Annotated in this window: 16 protein-coding genes; 10 read left to right on the forward strand and 6 right to left on the reverse strand. The window is 48.7% G+C overall.

Translation table 11 applies throughout. From position 1 onward, the window contains the following. Window positions 1-110: 110 nt before the first annotated feature. On the reverse strand, window positions 111-3,884 hold the full coding sequence (gene putA / locus SD53_RS08015; RefSeq protein WP_046519736.1) for a bifunctional proline dehydrogenase/L-glutamate gamma-semialdehyde dehydrogenase PutA: 3,774 nt from the start codon (window positions 3,882-3,884) through the stop codon (window positions 111-113). A 133-nt stretch (window positions 3,885-4,017) separates the two neighbouring features. Here putA and SD53_RS08020 point away from each other — a divergent pair, with 133 nt between their 5' ends. After that, window positions 4,018-4,515, forward strand: coding sequence for an Lrp/AsnC ligand binding domain-containing protein (locus tag SD53_RS08020; protein ID WP_046519713.1), 498 nt, complete (start codon window positions 4,018-4,020; stop codon window positions 4,513-4,515). 618 nt (window positions 4,516-5,133) lie between these two features. On the opposite strand, the gene SD53_RS08030 is transcribed toward SD53_RS08020, so the two are convergent. Both SD53_RS08030 and SD53_RS08035 read right to left on the reverse strand, forming a co-directional pair. After that, window positions 5,134-5,475, reverse strand: coding sequence for a hypothetical protein (locus SD53_RS08030; protein WP_125060858.1), 342 nt, complete (start codon window positions 5,473-5,475; stop codon window positions 5,134-5,136). A 267-nt stretch (window positions 5,476-5,742) separates the two neighbouring features. Next, entirely contained in the window at window positions 5,743-6,366 is a 624-nt protein-coding gene (locus SD53_RS08035; RefSeq protein ID WP_157850012.1) for a TIGR04211 family SH3 domain-containing protein, read from the reverse strand. A 113-nt stretch (window positions 6,367-6,479) separates the two neighbouring features. On the opposite strand from SD53_RS08035, the gene SD53_RS08040 reads away from it, so the two are divergent. Both SD53_RS08040 and glnE read left to right on the forward strand, forming a co-directional pair. After that, window positions 6,480-7,355 carry a CYTH domain-containing protein gene (locus SD53_RS08040; RefSeq protein ID WP_052749306.1) on the forward strand — a complete coding sequence of 292 codons (876 nt, stop codon included), beginning with the start codon at window positions 6,480-6,482 and terminating at the stop codon, window positions 7,353-7,355. 7 nt (window positions 7,356-7,362) lie between these two features. Then, window positions 7,363-10,197, forward strand: coding sequence for a bifunctional [glutamate--ammonia ligase]-adenylyl-L-tyrosine phosphorylase/[glutamate--ammonia-ligase] adenylyltransferase (glnE, locus tag SD53_RS08045; protein WP_052749307.1), 2,835 nt, complete (start codon window positions 7,363-7,365; stop codon window positions 10,195-10,197). Window positions 10,198-10,212: 15 nt separating this feature from the next. Here the strand turns inward: glnE and SD53_RS08050 are convergent, their stop codons facing one another. The 3 genes from SD53_RS08050 to tolC all read right to left on the reverse strand — a co-directional run bounded on the left by SD53_RS08050 (window position 10,213) and on the right by tolC (window position 13,314). Next, window positions 10,213-10,821 carry a TcpQ domain-containing protein gene (locus SD53_RS08050; RefSeq protein WP_046519716.1) on the reverse strand — a complete coding sequence of 203 codons (609 nt, stop codon included), beginning with the start codon at window positions 10,819-10,821 and terminating at the stop codon, window positions 10,213-10,215. Between the two features lie 92 nt (window positions 10,822-10,913). Continuing rightward, the gene (lpxL, locus tag SD53_RS08055; RefSeq protein WP_046519717.1) at window positions 10,914-11,837 is read right to left on the reverse strand and encodes an LpxL/LpxP family Kdo(2)-lipid IV(A) lauroyl/palmitoleoyl acyltransferase; all 924 of its coding nucleotides are present in this window, start codon (window positions 11,835-11,837) and stop codon (window positions 10,914-10,916) included. Window positions 11,838-11,967: 130 nt separating this feature from the next. Further along, a complete protein-coding gene (gene tolC / locus SD53_RS08060) occupies window positions 11,968-13,314 on the reverse strand; it encodes an outer membrane channel protein TolC (protein ID WP_046519718.1) in 1,347 nt (448 codons plus the stop codon). Between the two features lie 116 nt (window positions 13,315-13,430). Between tolC and nudF the strand changes: the two genes are divergently transcribed. The 7 genes from nudF (at window position 13,431) to parC (ending at window position 21,648) form a co-directional block, all read left to right on the forward strand. After that, window positions 13,431-14,066 (forward strand): ADP-ribose diphosphatase, encoded by a 636-nt coding sequence (gene nudF / locus SD53_RS08065; protein WP_046519719.1) that lies wholly within the window; start codon window positions 13,431-13,433, stop codon window positions 14,064-14,066. A 30-nt stretch (window positions 14,067-14,096) separates the two neighbouring features. Beyond that, window positions 14,097-14,540: a DUF1249 domain-containing protein gene (locus SD53_RS08070; RefSeq protein WP_046519720.1), complete on the forward strand. Its 444-nt coding sequence runs from the start codon at window positions 14,097-14,099 to the stop codon at window positions 14,538-14,540. Beyond that, window positions 14,540-15,310 carry a metallophosphoesterase family protein gene (locus SD53_RS08075; RefSeq protein ID WP_046519721.1) on the forward strand — a complete coding sequence of 257 codons (771 nt, stop codon included), beginning with the start codon at window positions 14,540-14,542 and terminating at the stop codon, window positions 15,308-15,310. Before SD53_RS08070 ends, SD53_RS08075 begins: the two co-directional genes overlap by 1 nt. After that, window positions 15,311-15,880, forward strand: coding sequence for a YqiA/YcfP family alpha/beta fold hydrolase (locus SD53_RS08080; RefSeq protein WP_046519722.1), 570 nt, complete (start codon window positions 15,311-15,313; stop codon window positions 15,878-15,880). It abuts the gene before it with no gap. A gap of 124 nt (window positions 15,881-16,004) precedes the next feature. Further along, window positions 16,005-17,900: a DNA topoisomerase IV subunit B gene (gene parE / locus SD53_RS08085; protein ID WP_046519723.1), complete on the forward strand. Its 1,896-nt coding sequence runs from the start codon at window positions 16,005-16,007 to the stop codon at window positions 17,898-17,900. A gap of 29 nt (window positions 17,901-17,929) precedes the next feature. Beyond that, a complete protein-coding gene (locus tag SD53_RS08090; protein WP_046519724.1) occupies window positions 17,930-19,357 on the forward strand; it encodes a tetratricopeptide repeat protein in 1,428 nt (475 codons plus the stop codon). 20 nt (window positions 19,358-19,377) lie between these two features. Beyond that, window positions 19,378-21,648: a DNA topoisomerase IV subunit A gene (gene parC, locus SD53_RS08095; protein ID WP_046519725.1), complete on the forward strand. Its 2,271-nt coding sequence runs from the start codon at window positions 19,378-19,380 to the stop codon at window positions 21,646-21,648. Window positions 21,649-21,681: the final 33 nt, after the last annotated feature.

Here is a 21,681-nt window from a genome sequence, read left to right on the forward strand (position 1 = left end):
GGTATGTCGCAACTGTACGGAACCTTGTTGCGACGATGTCCATGGAGGGACGGTATGTCGCAACTGTACGGAACTTTGTTGAGACTGTTTAATTAGCTTTTGCTGAAGTTTTAACCCAGATTGTCTGTCATCGTCATCAGCGACGCATTACCACCAGCCGCCGTGGTATTGATAGTGACGGTTTTTTCTGTCACTAAACGGTGCAGCAACTGATGATCGGCAGGGCTGGTGACTAAAGCACTGATAGCGCCATCACGGGCCGCCATCCACTGAGCCGATAAGGTTTTGAGTGGGTTGGTGCCTTCAATCACAGCCGTCGCCAGTACAGGATGTGCTAACAGCGCTTTTAAGGCCGGCAGTTTGACCCAGTGGAACAGGTTGGCGGGTAAACCGGCCTGCAGTAGCAACTTACGGCAGGTATCCATCTCCGCTTGCTGAGCTTCAGCAGCAGTGCTGACCACTGCATTCCCTGATACCAGCGCTGTGATTAACGCCAGCATCCAGTGCTGGAAGCTGCTGTGTTCACTGCGAATAAGTGCCACTACACCTTTGGCTTCCAGATGCAGTTGGTTCGATTCACCCGTAGGTCCCGGCAGAGTGATAGGCTGAGCCAGCTCTTTTTCGATAAACTGTAGCTGTTCACGGGCCGCTGTGATCACTTGGTTTAAGTCGTGCTCTTGCTCGGACACCAGCTTGTTGCCAGCTAACTGAGCGATAAAACGACGTAACACAGAACCTCGATTGGTAACGTTTTGATTCAGCCAGGCCACCTGAGCCACAGCCATTTGCTGCAGTTGAGTATTAAGCTGAGCATCAAAACCACTGGCCGCTTCCAACTGTTGTTGTACTGTAGCTTCCAGAGCCGGAGCCTGTAATTCATGTTCTTTTACCAGACGGCTTAAATAGAACGGACCACCAGCTTTCGGGCCAGTACCGGATAAACCGCGACCACCAAAAGGCTGCACGCCAACCACAGCTCCAATCATATTACGATTGACGTAAATATTACCGGCTTTGATTTCGCTGGCGACTTTCATCGTGGTTTGCGCAATACGACTATGAATGCCCATCGTCAGGCCATAACCTGTGGCATTGATTTGCTGAATGACTTTATCCAGCTCTTCGGCTTTAAAGCGAATGATATGTACCACAGGACCAAAGACTTCGCGTTCCAGCAGATTTAGGCTGCTGATTTCATATAAGCGTGGTGCGAAGAAGTAGTGATCGCCTGCTACTGGTGCGTCACAGACATAATGCAAGGTGGCTTTGCCTTCCAGATACTGCACATGCTGGTTTAACCGCTCTAAAGCTTTGGCATCAATCACCGGACCTAAGTCTGTGCTTAACCAGGCCGGGTCGCCGACATGCAACTCTTTCATCGCGCCTTTGATCATCGTAATGATCTTATCGGCCACATCTTCCTGCAGGAACAAGACCCGAAGGGCAGAACAACGCTGACCAGCGCTTTGGAAACCAGAAGAGATCACATCATCCACCACTTGCTCAGGCAGAGCGGTAGAATCCACTATCATACAATTCTGACCACCGGTTTCGGCAATCAGAGGCACTGGCTCACCACCCCGTTCGGCCAGTTTACGGGCAATCCAGGCACCTGTTTCAGTCGAACCTGTGAACATTACGGCCTGAATACGGTGATCCGGCACTATGACTTCACCGACCTGACGACCTGGTGCTATCACTAACTGCACGACATTGTCCGGGAAACCGGCAGCTTTCATCAGCTCGACGGTACGCACCGCAATTAAGCTGGTTTGCTCAGCAGGTTTGGCGACTACCGTATTACCAGCGACTAAAGCAGCACTGACCTGACCTAAGAAAATAGCCAGTGGGAAGTTCCACGGGCTGATACAAAGCACCACACCACGGGCCTGAGACGCCTGCAGCTTCTTCGTGGCTTCAGCGGCGTAATAACGGCAGAAATCCACAGCTTCGCGCACTTCAGCCATGCTGTCGCCGACAGTTTTACCCGCTTCTTTAATACACAAGGCCAGTAATTCGTCGCGGTGTAATTCCAACTGATCGGCCAGTTTGTTCAGAAGCACTGCGCGTTCGGTCACAGCAGTTGCAGACCAGGCTGGGAAGGCGGCTTCAGCCTTGGTGACTGTCTGTTCCATCTGAGCAGCGTTGCTGTGATGATGGAAACCTATCACTTCTTTGGTGTTGGCCGGGTTAGTTACGGCAACAGCACCTGCTGGTACTTCAATCTGACTGACTGACGCCAGCCATTGATCCATGGCATCACGCATCGCTGTGATTTGGTCGATATCGGTAAAGTCCTGACCTTTTGAGTTCAGGCGCTCTGCTCCGTACAGTTGGTGAGGTAACGGAATAGAGTTATTACGTTTTTTGCTCCAGGCCCTTACTGTTTCTACCGGGTCTTTTAATAAAGATTCCACCGGAATAGTTTCATCTACAATGTTGTTTACGAAGGAGCTGTTCGCACCGTTTTCCAATAAACGACGGACTAAATAAGCCAGTAAGTCTGAGTGTTCACCGACCGGGGCATAAATACGGCAAGGTACTTTATCTTCCGCCACAATTTGATCGTACAGTGCATCACCCATACCGTGTAAACGCTGGAACTCATAACCAGTGCGATCCGGTGCCATTTCTAAAATAGTGGCCACTGTATAGGCGTTGTGAGTAGCGAACATAGGGTAAATACTGTCACGGTATTCCAGCATCTTTTTAGCACAGGCCTGATAAGACACGTCAGTAGACGGCTTGCGGCTGAACACCGGGAAGTCGCTTAAGCCTTCGGTCTGGCTGATTTTAACTTCCGTATCCCAGTAGGCGCCTTTGACCAGACGCACCATCATTTTACGGCCCACTTTGACCGTCAGCTCACGCAGCCATTCAATGACAAACAAACCACGTTTGGAGTAGGCCTGCACAGCTAAACCAAAACCTTCCCAGCCGTTTAAATCAGGATCTGAGAACACGGCTTCGATAATATCCAGCGATAAATCTAAACGGTCGGCTTCTTCCGCATCGACAGTAAAGCTGATGTCATAGGCTTTAGCGGCAATGGCCAGTTGTTTTAAGCGTGGTACTAATTCGTTGATCACCCGGTCGCGGTGGGTGAATTCGTAGCGTGGGTGAATGGCTGATAATTTCACTGAAATGCCAGGGCTTTTTAACGGGCCACGTTTTTTCGCCGCTGTGCCTATGACTTTGATCGCCATCATGTAGCTGTCGAAATAACGGTTAGCGTCGTCCATAGTGCGGGCGCCTTCACCCAGCATATCATAGGAGTAAGTAAAACCTTTGCTTTCCAGCTCTACTGCACGTTCGACCGCTTTTTCAATGCTGGTGCCCATCACAAACTGGGTACCCATAATTTGCATGGCATAACGTACAGCCTGACGGATCACCGGCTCGCCCATACGGCCACAGGTACGTTTTAATAAACCAAACTGAGCTTTTTTCTGCTCGTCGCTGTAATTCACCAGCTTACCGGTCAGCAATAAACCCCAGGCCGAGATATTGACAAACAAAGAGTCGCTGTTGCCTAAGTGTGAGCTCCAATCGCCGTTGGATAACTTGTCGCGGATCAAAAGGTCAGCCGTATGTTTGTCCGGCACCCGCAATAAGGCTTCAGCTAAACACATCAGCACTAAACCTTCTTCGGTCGACAGCGAAAACTCGTTCAGCAGGGCGTCTACACCGCCTTTACCGACCTGAGCTGCACGAATGTTCACTACCAACTGACGGGCTTTTTCCCAGGCACGGCTGCGCGCGGCAGGGCCGATATCAGCAATAGGCAATAAGTGGTTCAGAACCTGATCTTCATCAGCGCGGTAATGATCGCGCATGGTTTGACGAATAGCGTGACTGGTGGTCAGTTGGCCTTGGAATAACATAGGGTTTTCATCCAGTGATATGAAAAAATTATGCTGCATTTTAGTGAAAGCGCAGCCCTATTTGGTGGTTTCTTTTTCACTCTAACCTTATATAATTTGGTTTATTAACCATAAAACCAGAAAAAATACTGCCATGACTCAAAGTGCCAAAGGCCGGTTACCGGACCGTATCGACATGACAATTTTAGACACGCTGCAAAAAGATGGTCGTATTTCTAATGTGGAACTGGCAAAAAAGGTCAATTTAAGCCCAAGCCCTTGCATAGACAGGGTTCGCAAACTAGAGCAGGACGGTTTTATTGAAGGCTACGGCGCCCGTTTAAATGCCAGTAAACTGGGCTTTGGTACAGCAGCTTTTATTCAGGTGACTTTAGACAGAACCACAGGCGCAGTCTTTGATCAGTTTCGTGATGCAGTGGTGAAAATCCCTCAAGTGGCGGAATGCCATATGGTGGCCGGTGGTTTTGATTATCTGCTAAAATTGCGCTTATCCAGTATGGAGGCCTATCGCGGCGTATTGGGCTTGATTGTGGATTTGCCGGGTGTGTTACAGACTCATACTTATGTGGTGATTGAGCAGGTGAAGCAGGATGCGGGTTTGCCGCTGAAGTTGGCTACGGCGCCTGAGTAAATTGTGGGCTGGCCTTGCAGCCGCCCGCCTCGAATTTGAATCAGGTCTTTATAATTCAAAGCGTTTCGCCGCTGGCGAGATACTTTGCTTTTGCTTCGCCAAAAGAAAGTATCCAAAGAAAAGGCGACCCCAAGTCGCAGCGACAACGCTTGCGTTGAACAGCTTTAGCTGGCCCCGAAGGGGTACGAACGCAGTGAGTATAAAGCCCGGCCCAAAATCGTGCGTCCAAGGCGGCTGGGCAACTCGCTCGTCGCTACCGCTCCTCACTCAGACACTCCCAGCCTTAAAACCTTGGCCACCCAATTTTGTCCGGCTCGCGCCCCAATGGGGGATTGGTGGTAGTAGTTGGTCTTTCTTTTACGACTAGCTGTAAAGGGGAAAAGAAGTAACAGGGCACATCGCAAGACCTGACACCACTGGCCAAACCTTGGCCACCCAATTTTGTCCGGCTCGCGCCCTAATGGGGATTTGGTGCCAGTAGTAGTTGATATTGCTTTTTCGACTGCCGTGCAAATATCAGAAGAAATAAAGGGGCACATCGTAAGACCTGACCCCCAGAGTGATAGGGGCACATCGTAAGACCTGACCCCCAGAGTGATAAGACTTGTTTGGCTTTTATTAAAGTCTTTTTACCATTGATTCTGGAAACTCTAAACCAGCCCACTTTATCCATTGTGGTTCAGTATATTCAGGATTATTAAGTAAAGCTTGATCAGTGGGGAAAACAGTCATTCCACCTTCGCTTTCTGACTCTTTTTCAAAAACAATATATTTACCTTCAGCCGTCTTATACATTTCTGTTTTTCGATCTTTACCAAGTAATATCCCTGTGAATTTATAGACTTCAGAAAGATGTATAACCGTGATTTCTTCTATTTTGCCTCCTAACTGCTCAGTTTCAAGAACTACCTGTCCGTAAGTCGAGGGATCTCTAATCCGTATTTTGATCATTTTCTCCATACCAAGCTATTCATGATGTACATCTATTTCAATAGATTTTTCTGAAATTAAAAATGAGGCTGAGCAAGAATTTAAGTAGTTAGTGCAGGGATCAGATTTTTACTAGGTTACCGCCGCTGTAGCTTCCCCCATTGTTTCTGACTAATAAAAATGAAAAGCGGATGCAGGCGGGGATCAAACCAGATACTGAGCCTTTACAGCCAACTCAGCACCTGATTTTTAAACAATAAATAGGATATTCCGGAAGGTGAAACCAAGCGCGTTAAATCACATCCAGCGTTCTTTGCGGCGGCGTGATGGAATTAAAGCCGGGAGCAGTAAGCCTAAAAGCAAACCAGCGAAACCCAGAATCGAGCCTAAAACCATTTTGTCTTGCCAGAAGGCGGCTGGTTTTTCCTGCAGTTGTTGGGTTAGCAGGGCTATAGTTTGCTGCGCTGTGGCCGTGGCTTTTTCGGCTTGTTGTACTGCAGCGTCGGTTTCGTTCAGTTGTTGTTGCAGTTGCTCTTTTTCTTGCTGTAACTGAGAGACCAGAGTCTGCTGTTGCTGTAACTGTTGCTGCAGTTGCTCGCTTTCACCACTAAACACCGGGGTTAAGCTGACGTACTGCTTTAAAATCCAGCCGGTACGGCCTTTACTGTCGGTGAGCTGCCAGTAGTCTGAAGTGCTGTCTTCTGCCAACAGTTTAATTTCTTCGCCAGCGGCGATACTGCCGATAATTTTGTAGTCGCGGCCAGGACCGTTGTAGATGTAGGTGATCAGCTTGTCACTGATATACGCATTTTGTGGACTGACCGGAGTGCCTGTTGGTTCTTGTTGTGCAGTGACGCTGGTACTCAGCAGCACTGTGGCCAGAAGCATGCCTGCTTGCCATGGTCTTGAGTTGATTAACATAAAAATCCTAAAAAAACCGACCAACATCTGGTCAAAATAGAGAATTGAGCCGATCATAGGCCAGAAGCTAATGACTTGACAACTTCTTCTTACAGAACAGGAAATAAGCCACTATGGCGATGGAAGCTGAACTTAAATTTTTACTGATCCAATCTGATGTACCCGCCTTGGATCGGCTGTGGCAGCAACTGGCAGTCAGGGTGCAGAAACACGATAGTGTGCAGCTACTTAATGCCTATTATGAGACGGACGATCTGTGGTTCCGGCGCTTTGATGCGGGTTTGCGCACAAGACTGAAAAATGGCCAATTTGAGCAAACCATTAAACTTTCAGGACAGCAACATGGCGGCTTACATCTGCGGCCGGAATACAATTTGCCCTGTGCGTCGGTCTGGCCTGAGCTGAGCGCATTTCCTGCGGAATTATGGCCGGAGGGTACAGATCTGGCTGAGTTACAAGCTCGGTTAAAACAACTGTTTCGTACCGACTTTGTTCGTCAAAGTTGGTTGTTGACCCTCGCAGATGGCAGCACAATAGAAGCTGTGTTGGACCGGGGGGCTGTGGTGTCCGGTGAGCAAAGCGAAGCTATCGCTGAGCTGGAGTTGGAGCTGCAGCAAGGGGAGGTGAGTGCCTTATTTGAATTGTCACGCCAACTGGTGCAATTATTGCCGCTGCGTTTAGGTTGGCAGTCCAAAGCGGAGCGGGGTTATCGTTTGGTGCAGAAGCAGCCTTTGGTTTTTATGCCAGCCGATCACAGCAGCACAGCAGCTTTATTAAAATCTCTGCAGTATCACGAAAGCTACTTTTTACGCAGTCAGGATCCTGCATCCTGGCAAGTGATCTCAGAGTGCCTGACCGCTTTAGCTGCTGTCTCAGCGGATTTCGCCGCTTTGCCGCAGCCGGATGCAGCACAAGCCTTGAGTTTTTTCAGCAGTGCAGCTTATAACTGTGCTTTGCTGAATTGTTCTGAATCTTTGTTTTCCGCCTGAGGTACTGATGAGCCAATTGACCGCCCCGTTCGCTGCTATTTTGCCGTCTGAGTTACAGCATGAAGTCGATCTGGTTTTACCCACCTTGTTGTTGCCTGATTTGACTGAGGCACAGCAACAAGATCTGAAATTTTTACTGGCGGTCAGTCCTTTTTTAAGTCGGGTGATGCAACAGCAACCTCAGTTGATTTCAGTGCTGCTGAATAAACAGCAACTGGCTTTGCCTTTGGTGCAGCAGAACCCATTCGCAGAGCTTGCAGAACAATCAGAGGCCAGTGTATTTAAAGCATTGCGCCGTTGCCGCAATGCGATACTTGCCCAAATTCTGGCGGCCGATCTTCTGGCGGTGAAATCGACAGAGCAATGCCTGCAGGACATCTCTGCTATGGCGGATAACCTGATCAACTGTGCCTATCAGTGGGCCTATCAGGATGTGGCCACTCAGTGGGGTCACCCTTTGGATCAAAGCGGCAAGCCAATGCCTTTACTGATTTTAGGTATGGGTAAATTGGGTGGCGGTGAGTTGAATTTCTCATCCGACATTGATCTGATTTTTACCTATCCGCATAACGGCGAAACCAGTGGTGGCCGTCGCTCTGTTGAACATCAGCAGTTTTTCACCAAGTTAGGCCAAAAGCTGATTTCTGCGTTGCATCAGGTGACAGCCGACGGTTTTGTCTTCAGGGTCGATATGCGGTTACGACCTTTTGGTGACAGTGGTCCGCTGGTACTGAGTTTTGCCGCAATGGAAGACTATTATCAGGCGCAGGGGAGGGAGTGGGAGCGATATGCCATGCTCAAGGCCCGTATTCTGAACCCTGACTCTGTGCATGCACCCGAGCTGAATCAGCTACTAAAACCTTTTGTCTATCGCCGTTACATCGACTACTCCGCGCTGGAGTCGCTGCGCCGGATGAAACAACTGATCGAGCAGGAAAACCGCCGTCGTAACAGAGTAGACAATATTAAGCTTGGCGCTGGCGGTATTCGTGAGGTGGAGTTTGTGGTGCAAACTCTGCAGTTGATCCGCGGTGGGCGTTTGCCTGAGTTACAGCAGGTGTCTATTTTTAACGCCTTAGAGGCGCTGAAACATCAGAATTTGTTAGAACCGGAACAGTATCAGCAACTGAAGCAGGATTATTTATGGCTGCGTAAAGTGGAGCAACTGCTGCAAGGGCTGGACGATCAGCAAACTCAAACCTTACCGGCCGACGAGCTGAACCGGCAGCGGCTGGTGTTGGGGCTGGGTTTTAGCAACTGGCAACAACTGACAGAGACCACGGAGCAGGCGATGGGCCGTATCCATCAGCACTTTAAACTGGTGATTGATCAGGGCGATAACCCTGAACCGGAAGTAATGGTGTTGGGTCGTTTATGCTGGGACAGCGAATTAGCCTCTGCTGATTTAGCAGAACATCTGGATTGGCTCTCTGCTGATGAGGCTGTACAACTTTTAGATCACCTGAAGCAGTTTAAACAAGACTGCCAAAAGCGCAGTGTAGGGCCACGTGGCCGTGAGCTGTTAGAAAAGCTTATTCCGTTTTTATTGCATCAACTGGCTAAACAACAAGGCTCTGCTTTGGTTTTGCAGCGGGTGCTTGGCGTATTCCGGCAAATTGTCAGCCGTACTGCTTATCTGGAGCTTTTATCCGAAAACCCGCCTGCGCTGCAGCAACTAGTGATGTTATGTCATAAAAGCGGCTGGCTGGCTGAACATCTGGCGCGTTACCCGCTGTTGCTGGACGAACTGATCGATCCGGCTCAACTTTATCAGGTGCCAAACTCGACAGACTACAGCGACAAACTACGGCAGGCGATGCTGCGCGTGCCGACCGACGATTTAGAACTGCAAATGGAAGTATTACGGCAGTTTAAACAAGCGCAACAGCTACGTATTGCGGCGGCAGATATCACAGGTATTTTGCCTCTGATGAAAGTCAGTGACCATTTAACCTTTTTAGCCGAAGCCATTATTGCCGCAGTAGTGGAGTTGTCCTGGCAGCAAATGGCGGAAAAATATGGTTTGCCTGCAGGGTTACAACCCGAAGATGCCAAAGCTTTTGCAGTGCTGGCTTATGGCAAACTGGGGGGCTTGGAGCTGGGCTATGGCTCGGATCTGGATTTAGTCTTTGTGCATCAGTGCGATAACCTTGCGCCAACTCAGGGCGACAAAGCTATTGATTCGCGGCAGTTTTATATCAAGCTGGTGCAGCGTATCGTGCATATGTTTACCACCAGAACCCCAAGCGGCGTGTTGTATGAGATAGATACCCGTTTGCGCCCAGCCGGTAATGCGGGTTTATTAGCGGTGCATATTGATACCTATGCTGAGTATCTGGAAAAAGACGCCTGGACCTGGGAGCATCAGGCTTTGGTACGAAGCCGTCTGGTCTATGGCGATGACAGGATTTCAAAACGTTTTAATCAGATCCGCAGTGAAGTGTTAGCCAGGCCAAGGGATTTGGCTGTGCTGAAAACTGAAGTCACTGAGATGCGGCAAAAGTTACGGCAACATCATGGTGAACAAAGCACTGAAGTGAAACATGCTGCCGGTGGCATAGTGGATCTGGAGTTTATCAGCCAGTATCTGGTGTTGGGCTATGGCCAGCAGCACCCGGATTTATATTTTTACAGCGACAATATTCGTATTTTGGATGCCGCTGCTGCCGCTGGCTTGTTGCCATTGGAACAAACCCAGGCGTTACAACAGGCTTATCAGCAATTACGGGGCGTTAGTCACAGACAAACGCTCGACCCTGCCACTGAAACCGCACAGCAGTTAGAAAATGCGATGGAGCAGGTACGGCAGGTGTGGGAACAGCTTTTCGGGCAAACGCTGTAGCGGTGTTGTCCGCTGTTATCCTGTCACTCTGCGGCGTGGTGCATTGAGATTAATGCAGTTTTGCTGCAAAAACGGAATGATTTTGTCAGTCAGTACCACGGCTCTGGATAGGTTGCAGAAGTACGCCTGAACTGGCTGTTCAAAATCAGAGGAGATGGCTTGTGAGGCTTCCTGAATAGCGCTTATGTAGCTAAAGTCAGTCTGGAAATAGTGTTTTACCTTGTAGTCTTTAGACAAGACCCAAAACAATTCGACTCCTTCTTTGCGGCCTTGCATGGTCAATACAGTTTTTAAGGTGTCACCGACGCGGAAACGTCTGTCGGTTTCCTGTCCTTTCCAGTTTTCTGGTAAGGCAATCATACGGTTGGCTCTGTCTTGCAACAGAGGAACCAAATTACTGTGGTCGTCGGTCAGTTCTATAACAAAATCTGCTGAGTCTTGTTCTTTATCGTCAAAGGAACTGCGAATATTGCTGTAAAAGTTGGTAAAGCCTTTTACTGCCTCTGAACTTTTTTCAGACAGTTTGTCCGGCTTGAAGTACAGCAATTCAGGTTTAAACATCACAATAGCAGCGAGTATAAATAAAAAGGCTGCAAGCAATAAGTGCTTGATCCAAAACCACATAGCTTTTATCCCTGGTCAGCGTCAAGCCATCATAACTTGCCTTTGCGCTGCGCTGCAACTTCTCTGCTTGAACTGAAGTTGCAGCCAGCTTGCTAATACAGGCTTGGATCGTCAGGATTCGGGCGGGTTTTAAAGCGGCGGTGCAACCACATATATTGTTCAGGATGGGCCAGAATACCTTGCTCCAGCCACTGGTTGACCCGGGTCACATCCGCTTTAGCATCCCCGCTGGGGAAATTTTCAAAGGCGGGCAGCGCATCAACACGATAGCCCTGATATCCAGGTAAACGATAACAGTGAATAGGTACTGTTTCACAATTAGCGCTGCCAGCAAATAATAAGGTGCCAGTGGTGGTGGCGGTTTCTTTAACTGCAAAAAACGGCACAAATTCAGCTTTATTGCGGCCATAGTCCTGATCCGGCAGATAAAAGCAGACTTCTTTTTCATTTAACGCGTTGATCATGGTACGGACATCCCGTTTGCCAATCAGGTAACGGTTAGAACGGACCCGGCCATGGTATTGGAAGTACTCCATAATTTCGTTATCGTTTGGCCGGTAGAAACCTACTGCAGGACAATGAAAGCCAAAAGTGCGGGCTATCATTTCCAGCGATAAAAAGTGACCGCTGAGTAACAACACGCCTTTGCCCTGATCCAGAATCGCCTGAATATGTTCTTTGCCGGTGAAATGACATAAAGGACGGGCACGCCAGTCTGGCCACCACCAGCCAATAAAAGTTTCAAAAGCAGCTTTGCCGGTTTCTTTAAAGTTTTGTTTTACTAAGGCTTCACGTTCATCTTTCGGCATATCCGGGAAACACAGTTCCAGATTACGGCGGGTGACTTTTACTCTGGATTTCATGGTTTTCATCAGCAGCCAGCCGACCCCTTCACCCAGTTTCATCAGCACAGGATAAGGCAACCACAGCAGCAGCCACATCAGACCTAAAGCGAACCACAAAGGCCAGTGTTTCGGATGCAGGAAACCAATAGTAAAACGTGGGACATGAACCACAACAAATCCTCGGGCAAAAAAACTGCGGCTATTGTAACGAAAAAAAGCGGGGAAAAAAGCGCTAACTGGTAGGAACAGGCTCGTCTGAAGCTGTGATGACAGCTTCAGACGAAAAGCTCTGAACAAAGTTTTAGTTACCTAAAGCTTTGTTTACAGTGAATAAATCTTCTTCAGTTAAAGTACCTGCTGCTTGTTTTAAGGCTAAAACAGACAGGATGTAGTCGTAACGGGCTTTGGACAGGTTACGGCGGGCATCAAACAGGTTTCTGGTACTTTGTAAGACGTCAACAATAGTACGGGTACCTACTTCAAAACCTGCTTCAGTGGCTTTTAACGCACTTTCAGCCGACACTACAGCTTGCTCTAAGGCCTTGGTGCTGGAGATCAAAGCACCGACGTTGTTGTAGTTGCTGCGAACCTGACGAACTACACTACGGTAACTGAGTTCCAGATCTTCAGATGCTTCCACATAATTTGCCCGACGAACGTCCTGATTGGCAACAACAGCGCCACCTGCATAAATAGGTACATTCAAAGACAAGCCTATTGACTCTGAGTCCTGACGAGGTGGGTTATTGACCGTTCCTGTCTCTTTTAATGTGAATTTGTTATCGCTGAAACCTTTTTGCATGGTGAAGTCGACTGTTGGGTAATGGCCCGCTTCGGCGACTGTCATGTTGTGCTCAGAAATTTGTACGGCTAGTTTTCTGACTTTCAGTTCAAGATTGTTATCTTGAGCTATTTCAACCCAGTCAACAGGATTGGCTGGCGTTGGTTGGCTGGTGCTAAATCTACTTGTGTTGAGTGAATCAAGCTCTGGGTGGTACTCTCCAGTGATCTCGCGTAGGGCCTCACGCGCTATTTCGAGCGTGTTCTGAGTTGCAATTTCGCGTGCAACAGCGCTGTCGTATTGTGCCTGGGCTTCATGAACGTCAGTGATAGCAGTTAAACCTACAGCGAAACGTTGTTTAGTTTGCTCTAATTGACGCTCAATAGCGCGCTTCTCTGCTACCACAAAGCTCAAATCATCTTCCGCAGACAATACATCAAAATAAGCTTGAGAGGTCCGTACAATCAAAGCCTGCACTGTTGCGTTATATGCAGTTTGGCTTTGTAGGGCAACTTTCTCTGCAATCGCCAGATTCTCCCAGTTAGACCAATCAAAGACCGATTGCTGTAACTGGAGAGTGATATCTTTTTGTCTGCTTTCTGTTTCAAATTGAAGATTATCGACCAAATCGAACTGTTCTGAGTTAGATTTGGTTGCAGACATGGATAAGCCTATCTGTGGGAGTAATCTGGCTCTTGACACATCGATCCCAGCTTTGGCTGCATCACGAGTGGCAGCAGCTTTTAATACTTGTGGGTCTTTTTTGGTGGCTAATTGATAAATGGTTTGCAAATTTTCGGCATTCGCCTGCACACTCAGAAGAGCCAGTGCCGAGCCTACCAATGTGCCTAACAAGGTTTTTTTCATAACCGAAAGTCCATAATGTTGCGAAAGTGAGCCAATAATACCTTGTTGGTATTAACTAAGTAATGATTAAAGCGTAAACAGCATAGCTTCAAGTGTAACAGAATGTGAGTCTTCAAATGCCTGATTTCAAGCCAGAAAATTATCCATCCTTTCATCGTTCTGATGTAAAAATACTCGACCAGACCACAGTTTTTCAGGGTTTTTTCCGGATAGACAGCTACACAATCCAGCATAAGCTGTTCAATGGGGGCTGGAGTGGCGAGGTAAAGCGGGAGTTATTTGAGCGGGGTCATGCCGTCATTGTGCTGCCTTACGACGTAAAAAATGACAGTCTGGTGTTGATTGAGCAGTTTCGGATCGGCTCTTTACAGAATTCACATGGCCCCTGGTTGCTGGAAGCCATAGCCGGCATGATTGAACAGGACGAAACTATTGAGCAGGTTGCCCGTCGTGAATCGGAAGAAGAAGCAGGTCTGAGACTGACAGAATTCTGGCCTATGCTTAGTTATCAGAGTAGTCCGGGCGGCAGCACTGAGCGGATCCATTTGGTACTGGCCAGGCTGCAACAGCAGGTCGCAAGCGGGGTTTTTGGCTTGGCATCTGAGCAGGAAGATATTAAAGTTCATAGCCTACCGCGCAAGGTCGCCATGCAACTGCTACAGGATGGCAAAATTGATAATGCCGCCACTGTCATCGCCCTGCAATGGTTAGCCTTGAATCTGGCTGACGTGCGCAAGCGTTGGGCGGAATAAATTCACTATCAAAGAGGTTAAGTAGCTGGAATGCCAAATTTGGCCCGAAAACCTTATGTGCCCTATTTGCCTGATTTTCTCAGTTTATGTGAGAGGAATTACGCGCAGCTACGTTTTTTCCTGCCGGTCAATCAGCGGGCAGGACAGCGTTGCCTTATTCATATTAATGCCAGCGAAAGTTATCAGGTTGAGCTGTTAGAGCTGTGCAAATACACCACGACTGTCAGTATTGAACTGATTAGCCAGTCGATGACAGGCTGGTTAAAACCCCGTTTTGAAGTTCGGCTTTACCATGATGCACGGCTGGCTGAAGTGCTGGCTTGTCAGCAAGTACGGCAGTTAAAAGCCGTCTACAGCTACCCCAATGTTGATATGTTATTGCCGGATGAAAAACGCCAGATTAATTTATTACTGCGCGACTGGCTGAACTTATGCGCACGCCGGGGCTATCAGAACACAGGGTTATTGGCCTGATGGCTGTGGTGTTGGCTAGTCAAGACTCCTATCGTCTGCTGCAAATTTCTGATTGTCATCTGGTATCTGAGCCAGACGGCTGGTTTTGTGGGGTGCAGCCTTATCGTCAGTTGCAATTGCTGCTGTCTCAACTTCACGCCAATCAACCTGATGCACTGATCCTGACCGGTGATTTAACGCAGGATCACAGTCTGGCCTCTTACCAACTGATCGCAGAGCTGTTGAGTGACTGGTCCTGCCCTGTGGTTTATCTTCCTGGCAATCACGATGATATCGCCTTGATGCATCAGGCTTTTGCATCACCGCCTTTTTCTGCGCAGACAGAGTTAAGCCTGGGCGACTGGCGGCTCTGTTTGCTCAACAGCAAGGGGCCGACACCTGCTGGTTATTTTGATAGCACCAGGCAGCGACAGTTACAGCGGCAGCTCGGGGTTTATCCGCCAGATACAGCAATCTGGCTGTTTTGCCATCACCATATCAGTCCGATGGGCAGCTTTATTGATGAGCATATTCAGCTCGACGCGGCGGCTTTATGGCAGATCATCGGCGCTGACCGGCGGATTAAAGGTTTTGCCCATGGCCATTGCCATTATGCTTATGCCAGACTGCTGCACGGAGTCCAATTGGTTGGTTGTCCTGCCAGCTCAGTGCAGTTTTTACTTACAGCGGACTATCAGAGCGTGGCGGGTCGTCCTGGTTATATCGAATGGATTTTTAATGCTAACGCACAGGCCGATAACGCAGTGCGCTGGCAATTTCTGGAAGGGTAAATGTCTAAACTTGTGGTCTATTTGCATGGCTTTGCCAGCTCGTCCCAATCCGAAAAAGCCTTAATCACCCAAGCCTTTTTCCAACAGCAACTGCCCGATGTGGAGCTATTGCTGCCGGATTTACCTTACACGCCCAAAGAAGCGGTCGCCGCCATTGAGCAAGCATTAAAGGGCCGGCGTCCTGATGCAGTGATCGGCAGTTCATTAGGTGGGTTTTTAGCCACTTATCTGGCGGAACAAAGCGGCTGTTATGCCGCGCTGATTAACCCGGCTGTGGCACCTTATCAGTTATTAAGCCAACACTTGGGGACTTATCGTCATCCGGTGCTGCAACAGGATTTTACCGTGGCGGCCGAGCATATGCCGCTGTTGGCAGAGCTTGAGCGTAAACCCTCAGCGTTGGACAGATATCTGGTGCTGTTGCAGCAAGGTGATGAAGTACTGGATTATCGCAAAGCGCTGCAGTTTTATGCAGGTTGTACAGTGGATGTGCAACCTGGTGGGGATCACAGCTATCAGGGCTATGCCAATTGCCTGAGCACTATTGTCAAGTTTTGCCAAATAGCGTAAAACACTGGTTGTTAATACAGTTATATCCCATTTGAAGTAGCTGCACAGAAAAGATAGTGATACTCAGATTACTTTGGGTATATTCAATGAGTGATTTAGTCATCAAAAAAGTGATGTTTGCCTTATGACAGACCAGCAATACAACGCCGATTCCATTGAGGTGCTGACCGGCCTTGAGCCAGTGCAGCGCCGTCCTGGTATGTATACCGATACCACCCGTCCTAACCACTTAGGGCAGGAAGTGATAGATAACAGCGTCGATGAAGCTTTGGCTGGCCATGCCGATTTAGTGCATGTGATTTTGCACGAAGACCAGTCGCTGGAAGTCATAGACAATGGCCGTGGTATGCCGGTGGATATTCACCCGGAAGAAGGGGTGTCCGGTGTCGAGCTGATTCTGTGCCGTTTGCATGCTGGTGGTAAATTTTCTAATAAAAACTATCAATTCTCCGGTGGTTTACACGGTGTCGGTATTTCGGTGGTCAACGCTTTATCCAGCCGGGTTGAAGTGGCGGTACGCCGCGACGGTAATGTCTACGAAATTGCCTTTGAACATGGTAACAAAGTTAGTGAGCTGGCGATTACCGGTACTGTCGGCAAACGCAATACAGGCACCCGCGTGCGTTTCTGGCCTGCGCCTGAGTATTTTGATTCGGCAAAGTTTTCAGTCAGCCGTATGCTGCATGTACTCAAAGCCAAAGCGGTATTATGCCCGGGGCTTACCATCAAGTTTGATGACAAGGTCAACAACCAGAGTTATCAGTGGTGTTATCAGGCGGGTATCCGTGATTATTTAATGGATGCGGTCAAAGACATGGTCGCTTTGCCTGAGCAACCTTTTGTCGGCAATTTCAGCGCCAGTCACGAAGCAGTGGAGTGGGCTGTGTTATGGCTGCCCGAAGGCGGTGAGCTGGTAACAGAAAGTTATGTCAACCTGATCCCCACAGCTCAGGGCGGCACTCACGTTAACGGTTTGCGGCAGGGCTTGTTAGAAGCGCTGCGCGATTTTTGTGAATTCCGCAACTTATTGCCGCGCGGTATTAAGTTAACCCCAGAAGACGTGTGGGATCGCTGCAGTTATATTCTGTCGTTGAAGATGCAGGAGCCGCAGTTTGCCGGTCAAACTAAAGAAAAGTTGTCGTCCCGTCAGGCCGTGGCTTTTATCAGCGGTGTAGTGAAAGACGCTTTTAGCTTGTGGTTGAACGAGCATACAGATATCGCCGAACAACTGGCTGAGTTTTGTATCAGTAATGCGCAAAAACGCCTTCGTGCAGCGAAAAAAATTATCCGTAAAAAGGTCACGGCTGGGCCTGCTTTACCCGGTAAGTTATCCGACTGTTCCTCACAGGATCTCAATCGCACTGAATTGTTTTTTGTCGAAGGGGACTCAGCCGGCGGTTCGGCCAAACAGGCGAGAGACCGCGAATTTCAGGCGGTGATGCCACTGCGTGGCAAAATTCTCAATACCTGGGAAGTGGAATCTGAACAAATTTTGGGTTCACAGGAAGTGCATGACATCTCTGTGGCTATTGGCATGGATCCAAACTCCGCCGATTTAAGTCAGTTGCGCTACGGCAAAATTTGTATCCTGGCCGACGCCGACTCAGACGGTTTACACATCGCTACTTTGTTATGTGCCTTGTTTATGCGCCATTTCCGGCCTTTGGTCGAAGCTGGTCATATCTATGTTGCTATGCCGCCTTTGTACCGGATTGACTGTGGCAAAGAGGTGTTTTACGCGCTGGATGAAGATGAGAAAAAGGGCATTCTGGACCGGTTAGAAGCTGAGAAAAAACGTAGCAAAATCAATGTGCAACGTTTTAAAGGTTTAGGGGAAATGAACCCGATGCAGCTACGTGAAACTACGATAGATCCCAACACCAGACGTCTGGTGCAACTGACCATAGACGATGTGGTGCAGACGATGGAAACTATGGATATGTTGCTGGCGAAAAAGCGGGCAACAGACCGAAAAGACTGGCTGGAGATGAAGGGCGACCGCGCTGTCGTGGCTGTGTAGCTTTTTACCTGCGCCCTGAAGGATTACAGATGAGACAACAACAATACCTCAGACTATGGGGACCTCTGTTAAGCCTCTGTGTTTGTCTGGCCGCTCCGCTGCAGGCCGACGATACTCTAGTGCCGGATTGGCTGGTGCAGGTGAAGCAACAAAAAGCACAACAACCTGAACAAATGCTGCTGCTGTTAGAACAACAACAGGCGGCTTACGGCGACTGGCCTGCTGAGTTACAGGTGCAGTATCTACTGCAACTGGCTGATATCTATGAAAGTTTAGGTAAGCATCAACAACAGCAGGAAGTCGCGGAGCGAGGGCTGGCTCTGCTTGGTGAGCGTCGCGATTTACTCACCATCGATTTCTGGAACAATTTAGGTTTTGCCCTTGAGATGCAAAGTCAGTACCAGCAGGCCTTGCATTATTATCAGCAAGCTTCTGCTTTGGCGGCAGAGTTAAAAGCCGAAAAACTACATATCGAAGCGGATATCAACATAGCCGCTGTTTACAGTATTCAGGACAAGTTTCAGGACGCCTTGGTGCTGTTGAAAAATAGTTATGACAGAGCTGTGCTGCTGAAAGACCCGGAAATTCTGGCCTATGTTAATGCAGAACTTGGCCTGCTGTATGTGGGTCTGGGTTTTGACAAAGAAGCCATTGAATTTATGGAAAAAGCCATCGAAGGCTACGATGCGTTAGGCTGGCAAAAAGACAAAATGGATGTACTGTTTAATTTAGCCAGAAGTTACAGCTACCTAGAACAATACGATAAAGCCATGCAACGTTATGATCAGTTGCTGCAACTGGCAGTGGCACAACAGGATCAAGCCAATCTGTACTTTGCTTATCTGGGGCTGGCGTCCACCAGCAAAGACAATGAAAAACTGGATGCGGCTTTGGCTTATATCGAAAAAGCTGAACAGTATCTACCGGGGTTGCAATCGACCTATCAAAACTCAATGCATCACTACGAAAAGGCACTGATTTACCGCGAGCTGGGGCAAATTTCGCTGGCCAGTCAGCAGTTAGCTCAGGCGGAGCAAAGTTTAAGCCAGGAGGACAACAGCTCCAATCAGTCCAGCCAGCTATGGCTCCTGCATTTAAAAGCCAAACTGGAAGCTGATTCAGGCCGGTATCAAAAAGCCTATCAGTATCTGGATCAGTTTTTTCAGGGCTATCACAAATTACGTAATAAAGAGCACGAGCTGTCGGTAGAGAAACTGCGTTTAGGTTTTGATGCCGAGCGTCAGCAAGCTCAAAATGAATTGCTGGCCAAAGACAATGAATTACAGGCGCTGCGCCTGCAGGAAGCAGAGCGCAAAAGACAAAACCAGTGGTTATGGATAGGGCTCTTTGGCTGCACCAGTTTAATTCTGCTGGTCCTGTTGTTGTGGCAACTGGCCCGCCGTCAGGCCCAGATGCAGGCACAATTGCAGGGAAAGTCACTTGAAAAAACACACTAGAAACAGGCTATAAGCTAACTATGACAGATATTACAATATCCAATGAAGGGACAGAGCAGCTACCCCTGCGTCGCTTCACTGAAGAAGCCTATCTGAATTATTCGATGTACGTCATTATGGACCGGGCTTTGCCTTTTATCGGCGACGGTTTAAAACCAGTACAACGTCGTATTATTTATGCCATGTCGGAGCTGGGATTGTCCCATCTGGCAAAATATAAAAAATCGGCCCGTACTGTCGGTGACGTGTTAGGTAAATTTCATCCGCATGGGGACAGCGCCTGCTACGAAGCTATGGTGTTGATGGCTCAGCCGTTTTCTTACCGCTATCCGCTGGTGGATGGTCAGGGAAACTGGGGTGCTCCAGACGATCCAAAATCTTTTGCTGCGATGCGTTATACCGAAGCCAAGTTGTCGCGTTTTAGTGAAGTATTACTCAATGAGCTTGGACAGGGTACAGTGGATTGGGTACCGAACTTTGACGGCACTCTGGAAGAGCCCCGCACTTTACCTTCGCGTTTACCGCATATTCTGCTGAACGGTGTCACTGGTATAGCTGTGGGTATGGCGACAGATATTCCGCCGCACAACGCCCGTGAAGTGGCCAATGCCACGGCTTATTTGCTGGACAACCCCAAAGCCACTGTGCCTGATTTGATGCAGTATATTCAGGGACCAGATTATCCAACCGATGCTGAAATTATCAGCCCGACGCATGAAATGCAGGCCATGTATGAGACAGGCCGTGGCAGTATCAAAATGCGGGCTTTGTATCAGCTCGAAGATGGCGACATTATTATCACGGCTTTGCCGCATCAAACCTCGGGTGCCAAAGTGCTGGAGCAGATAGCGGCTCAGATGAATGCGAAAAAGCTGCCGATGGTCAGTGATTTGCGGGATGAGTCAGATCATGAAAACCCGACCCGTATCGTGATAGTGCCACGTTCCAACCGCATAGACGTGGAACAGCTAATGGCGCATTTGTTTGCCACCACAGATCTGGAAAAAAGCTATCGCGTCAATTTAAACATTCTGGGGCTGGACCAAAGACCTCGCGTGAAAAACTTGCTGGAAGTCTTGTCTGAATGGCTGGTATTCCGCCGCGATACAGTGCGTCGTCGCCTGCAATTCCGTTTAGATAAAGTGCTGGACCGCTTGCATGTATTAGAAGGTTTGTTAATCGCCTTTTTAAACATCGACGAAGTGATCAAAATCATCCGCGAAAACGATCAGCCAAAACCTGTGTTGATGTCGCACTTTGGTATTTCTGAACGTCAGGCCGAAGCCATACTGGAATTAAAATTACGCCACTTAGCCAAGCTGGAAGAAATGAAAATCCGCGGTGAACAGGCCGAGCTGGAAAAAGAGCGTGATTATTTAGAAGGTATTTTGGGTTCAGAGAAAAAGCTGACCAAACTTATTCGTGAAGAGCTGCTCTCAGATGCGGAAAAATATGGCGATAACCGCAGAAGCCCAATAGTACAGCGCGAAGAAGCCAAAGCCTTAAGCGAAAAAGAACTGCTGCCAAGCGAGCCTGTGACTGTAGTGTTGTCAGAAAAAGGCTGGGTGCGCTGCGCCAAAGGCCATGACGTGGACGGCAACAGCCTGCAATACAAAGCAGGTGACGGCTTTAAAGCGGCCGCTATGGGCCGCAGTAACAGATACGCCGCCTTTATTGATTCATCCGGTCGTGCTTTTGCCGCTGAAGCCCATGATTTACCTTCAGCCCGTGGTCAGGGCGAGCCGCTGACCGGCCGCTTTACCTTAGTGGCAGGGGAGACCTTTGAGCATGTACTGATGGCCGAAGACAGCCAGAAGTTATTGCTGGCCAGTGATGCAGGTTATGGTTTTGTTGGTACTTTTGCCGATTTAGTCAGCCGTAATAAAGCCGGTAAAGCGGTATTAAGTTTACCAACCGGCGCTAAAGTATTGCCGCCTGTGCCTATTAAAAATCCGGAAACAGATTTAGTAGTGGCAATCAGCACCGAAGGTCGGATGCTGGTGTTCCCTGTGGCTGAGTTACCGCAGCTAAGCAAGGGCAAAGGCAATAAGATCTTGTCTATCCCATCAGCCCGCGCTGCCAGCCGTGAAGAGTATCTGAAGCTGTTAACCGTAGTGCCGGCAGCTACAGCCGTGACCTTAGTAGCGGGTAAACGCAAAATGACCATCAAGGTGGATGATTTAGCCCATTACATAGGGGAACGTGGCCGTCGTGGTAATAAGTTACCCCGTGGTTTGCAGCGCATCGACGAGCTGCTGACCGGTGAAGTTGCAGGTGAGACAACAGAATAGTAAGCTGATCAAACCAGACTTTCTATTCAAAAC

Source organism: Rheinheimera mesophila (genome assembly GCF_000986865.1).
GTDB lineage: Bacteria > Pseudomonadota > Gammaproteobacteria > Enterobacterales > Alteromonadaceae > Pararheinheimera > Pararheinheimera mesophila.

Bases quoted from the DNA above. Each gene is read 5' to 3' on its own strand.
- putA (WP_046519736.1), bottom strand. From the start codon at position 3,884: ATGTTATTCCAAGGCCAACTGACCACCAGTCACGCTATTCGTCAAACC.
- SD53_RS08020 (WP_046519713.1), top strand. From the start codon at position 4,018: ATGACTCAAAGTGCCAAAGGCCGGTTACCGGACCGTATCGACATGACA.
- SD53_RS08030 (WP_125060858.1), bottom strand. From the start codon at position 5,475: ATGGAGAAAATGATCAAAATACGGATTAGAGATCCCTCGACTTACGGA.
- SD53_RS08035 (WP_157850012.1), bottom strand. From the start codon at position 6,366: ATGTTAATCAACTCAAGACCATGGCAAGCAGGCATGCTTCTGGCCACA.
- SD53_RS08040 (WP_052749306.1), top strand. From the start codon at position 6,480: ATGGCGATGGAAGCTGAACTTAAATTTTTACTGATCCAATCTGATGTA.
- glnE (WP_052749307.1), top strand. From the start codon at position 7,363: ATGAGCCAATTGACCGCCCCGTTCGCTGCTATTTTGCCGTCTGAGTTA.
- SD53_RS08050 (WP_046519716.1), bottom strand. From the start codon at position 10,821: ATGTGGTTTTGGATCAAGCACTTATTGCTTGCAGCCTTTTTATTTATA.
- tolC (WP_046519718.1), bottom strand. From the start codon at position 13,314: ATGAAAAAAACCTTGTTAGGCACATTGGTAGGCTCGGCACTGGCTCTT.
- nudF (WP_046519719.1), top strand. From the start codon at position 13,431: ATGCCTGATTTCAAGCCAGAAAATTATCCATCCTTTCATCGTTCTGAT.
- SD53_RS08070 (WP_046519720.1), top strand. From the start codon at position 14,097: ATGCCAAATTTGGCCCGAAAACCTTATGTGCCCTATTTGCCTGATTTT.
- SD53_RS08075 (WP_046519721.1), top strand. From the start codon at position 14,540: ATGGCTGTGGTGTTGGCTAGTCAAGACTCCTATCGTCTGCTGCAAATT.
- SD53_RS08080 (WP_046519722.1), top strand. From the start codon at position 15,311: ATGTCTAAACTTGTGGTCTATTTGCATGGCTTTGCCAGCTCGTCCCAA.
- parE (WP_046519723.1), top strand. From the start codon at position 16,005: ATGACAGACCAGCAATACAACGCCGATTCCATTGAGGTGCTGACCGGC.
- SD53_RS08090 (WP_046519724.1), top strand. From the start codon at position 17,930: ATGAGACAACAACAATACCTCAGACTATGGGGACCTCTGTTAAGCCTC.
- parC (WP_046519725.1), top strand. From the start codon at position 19,378: ATGACAGATATTACAATATCCAATGAAGGGACAGAGCAGCTACCCCTG.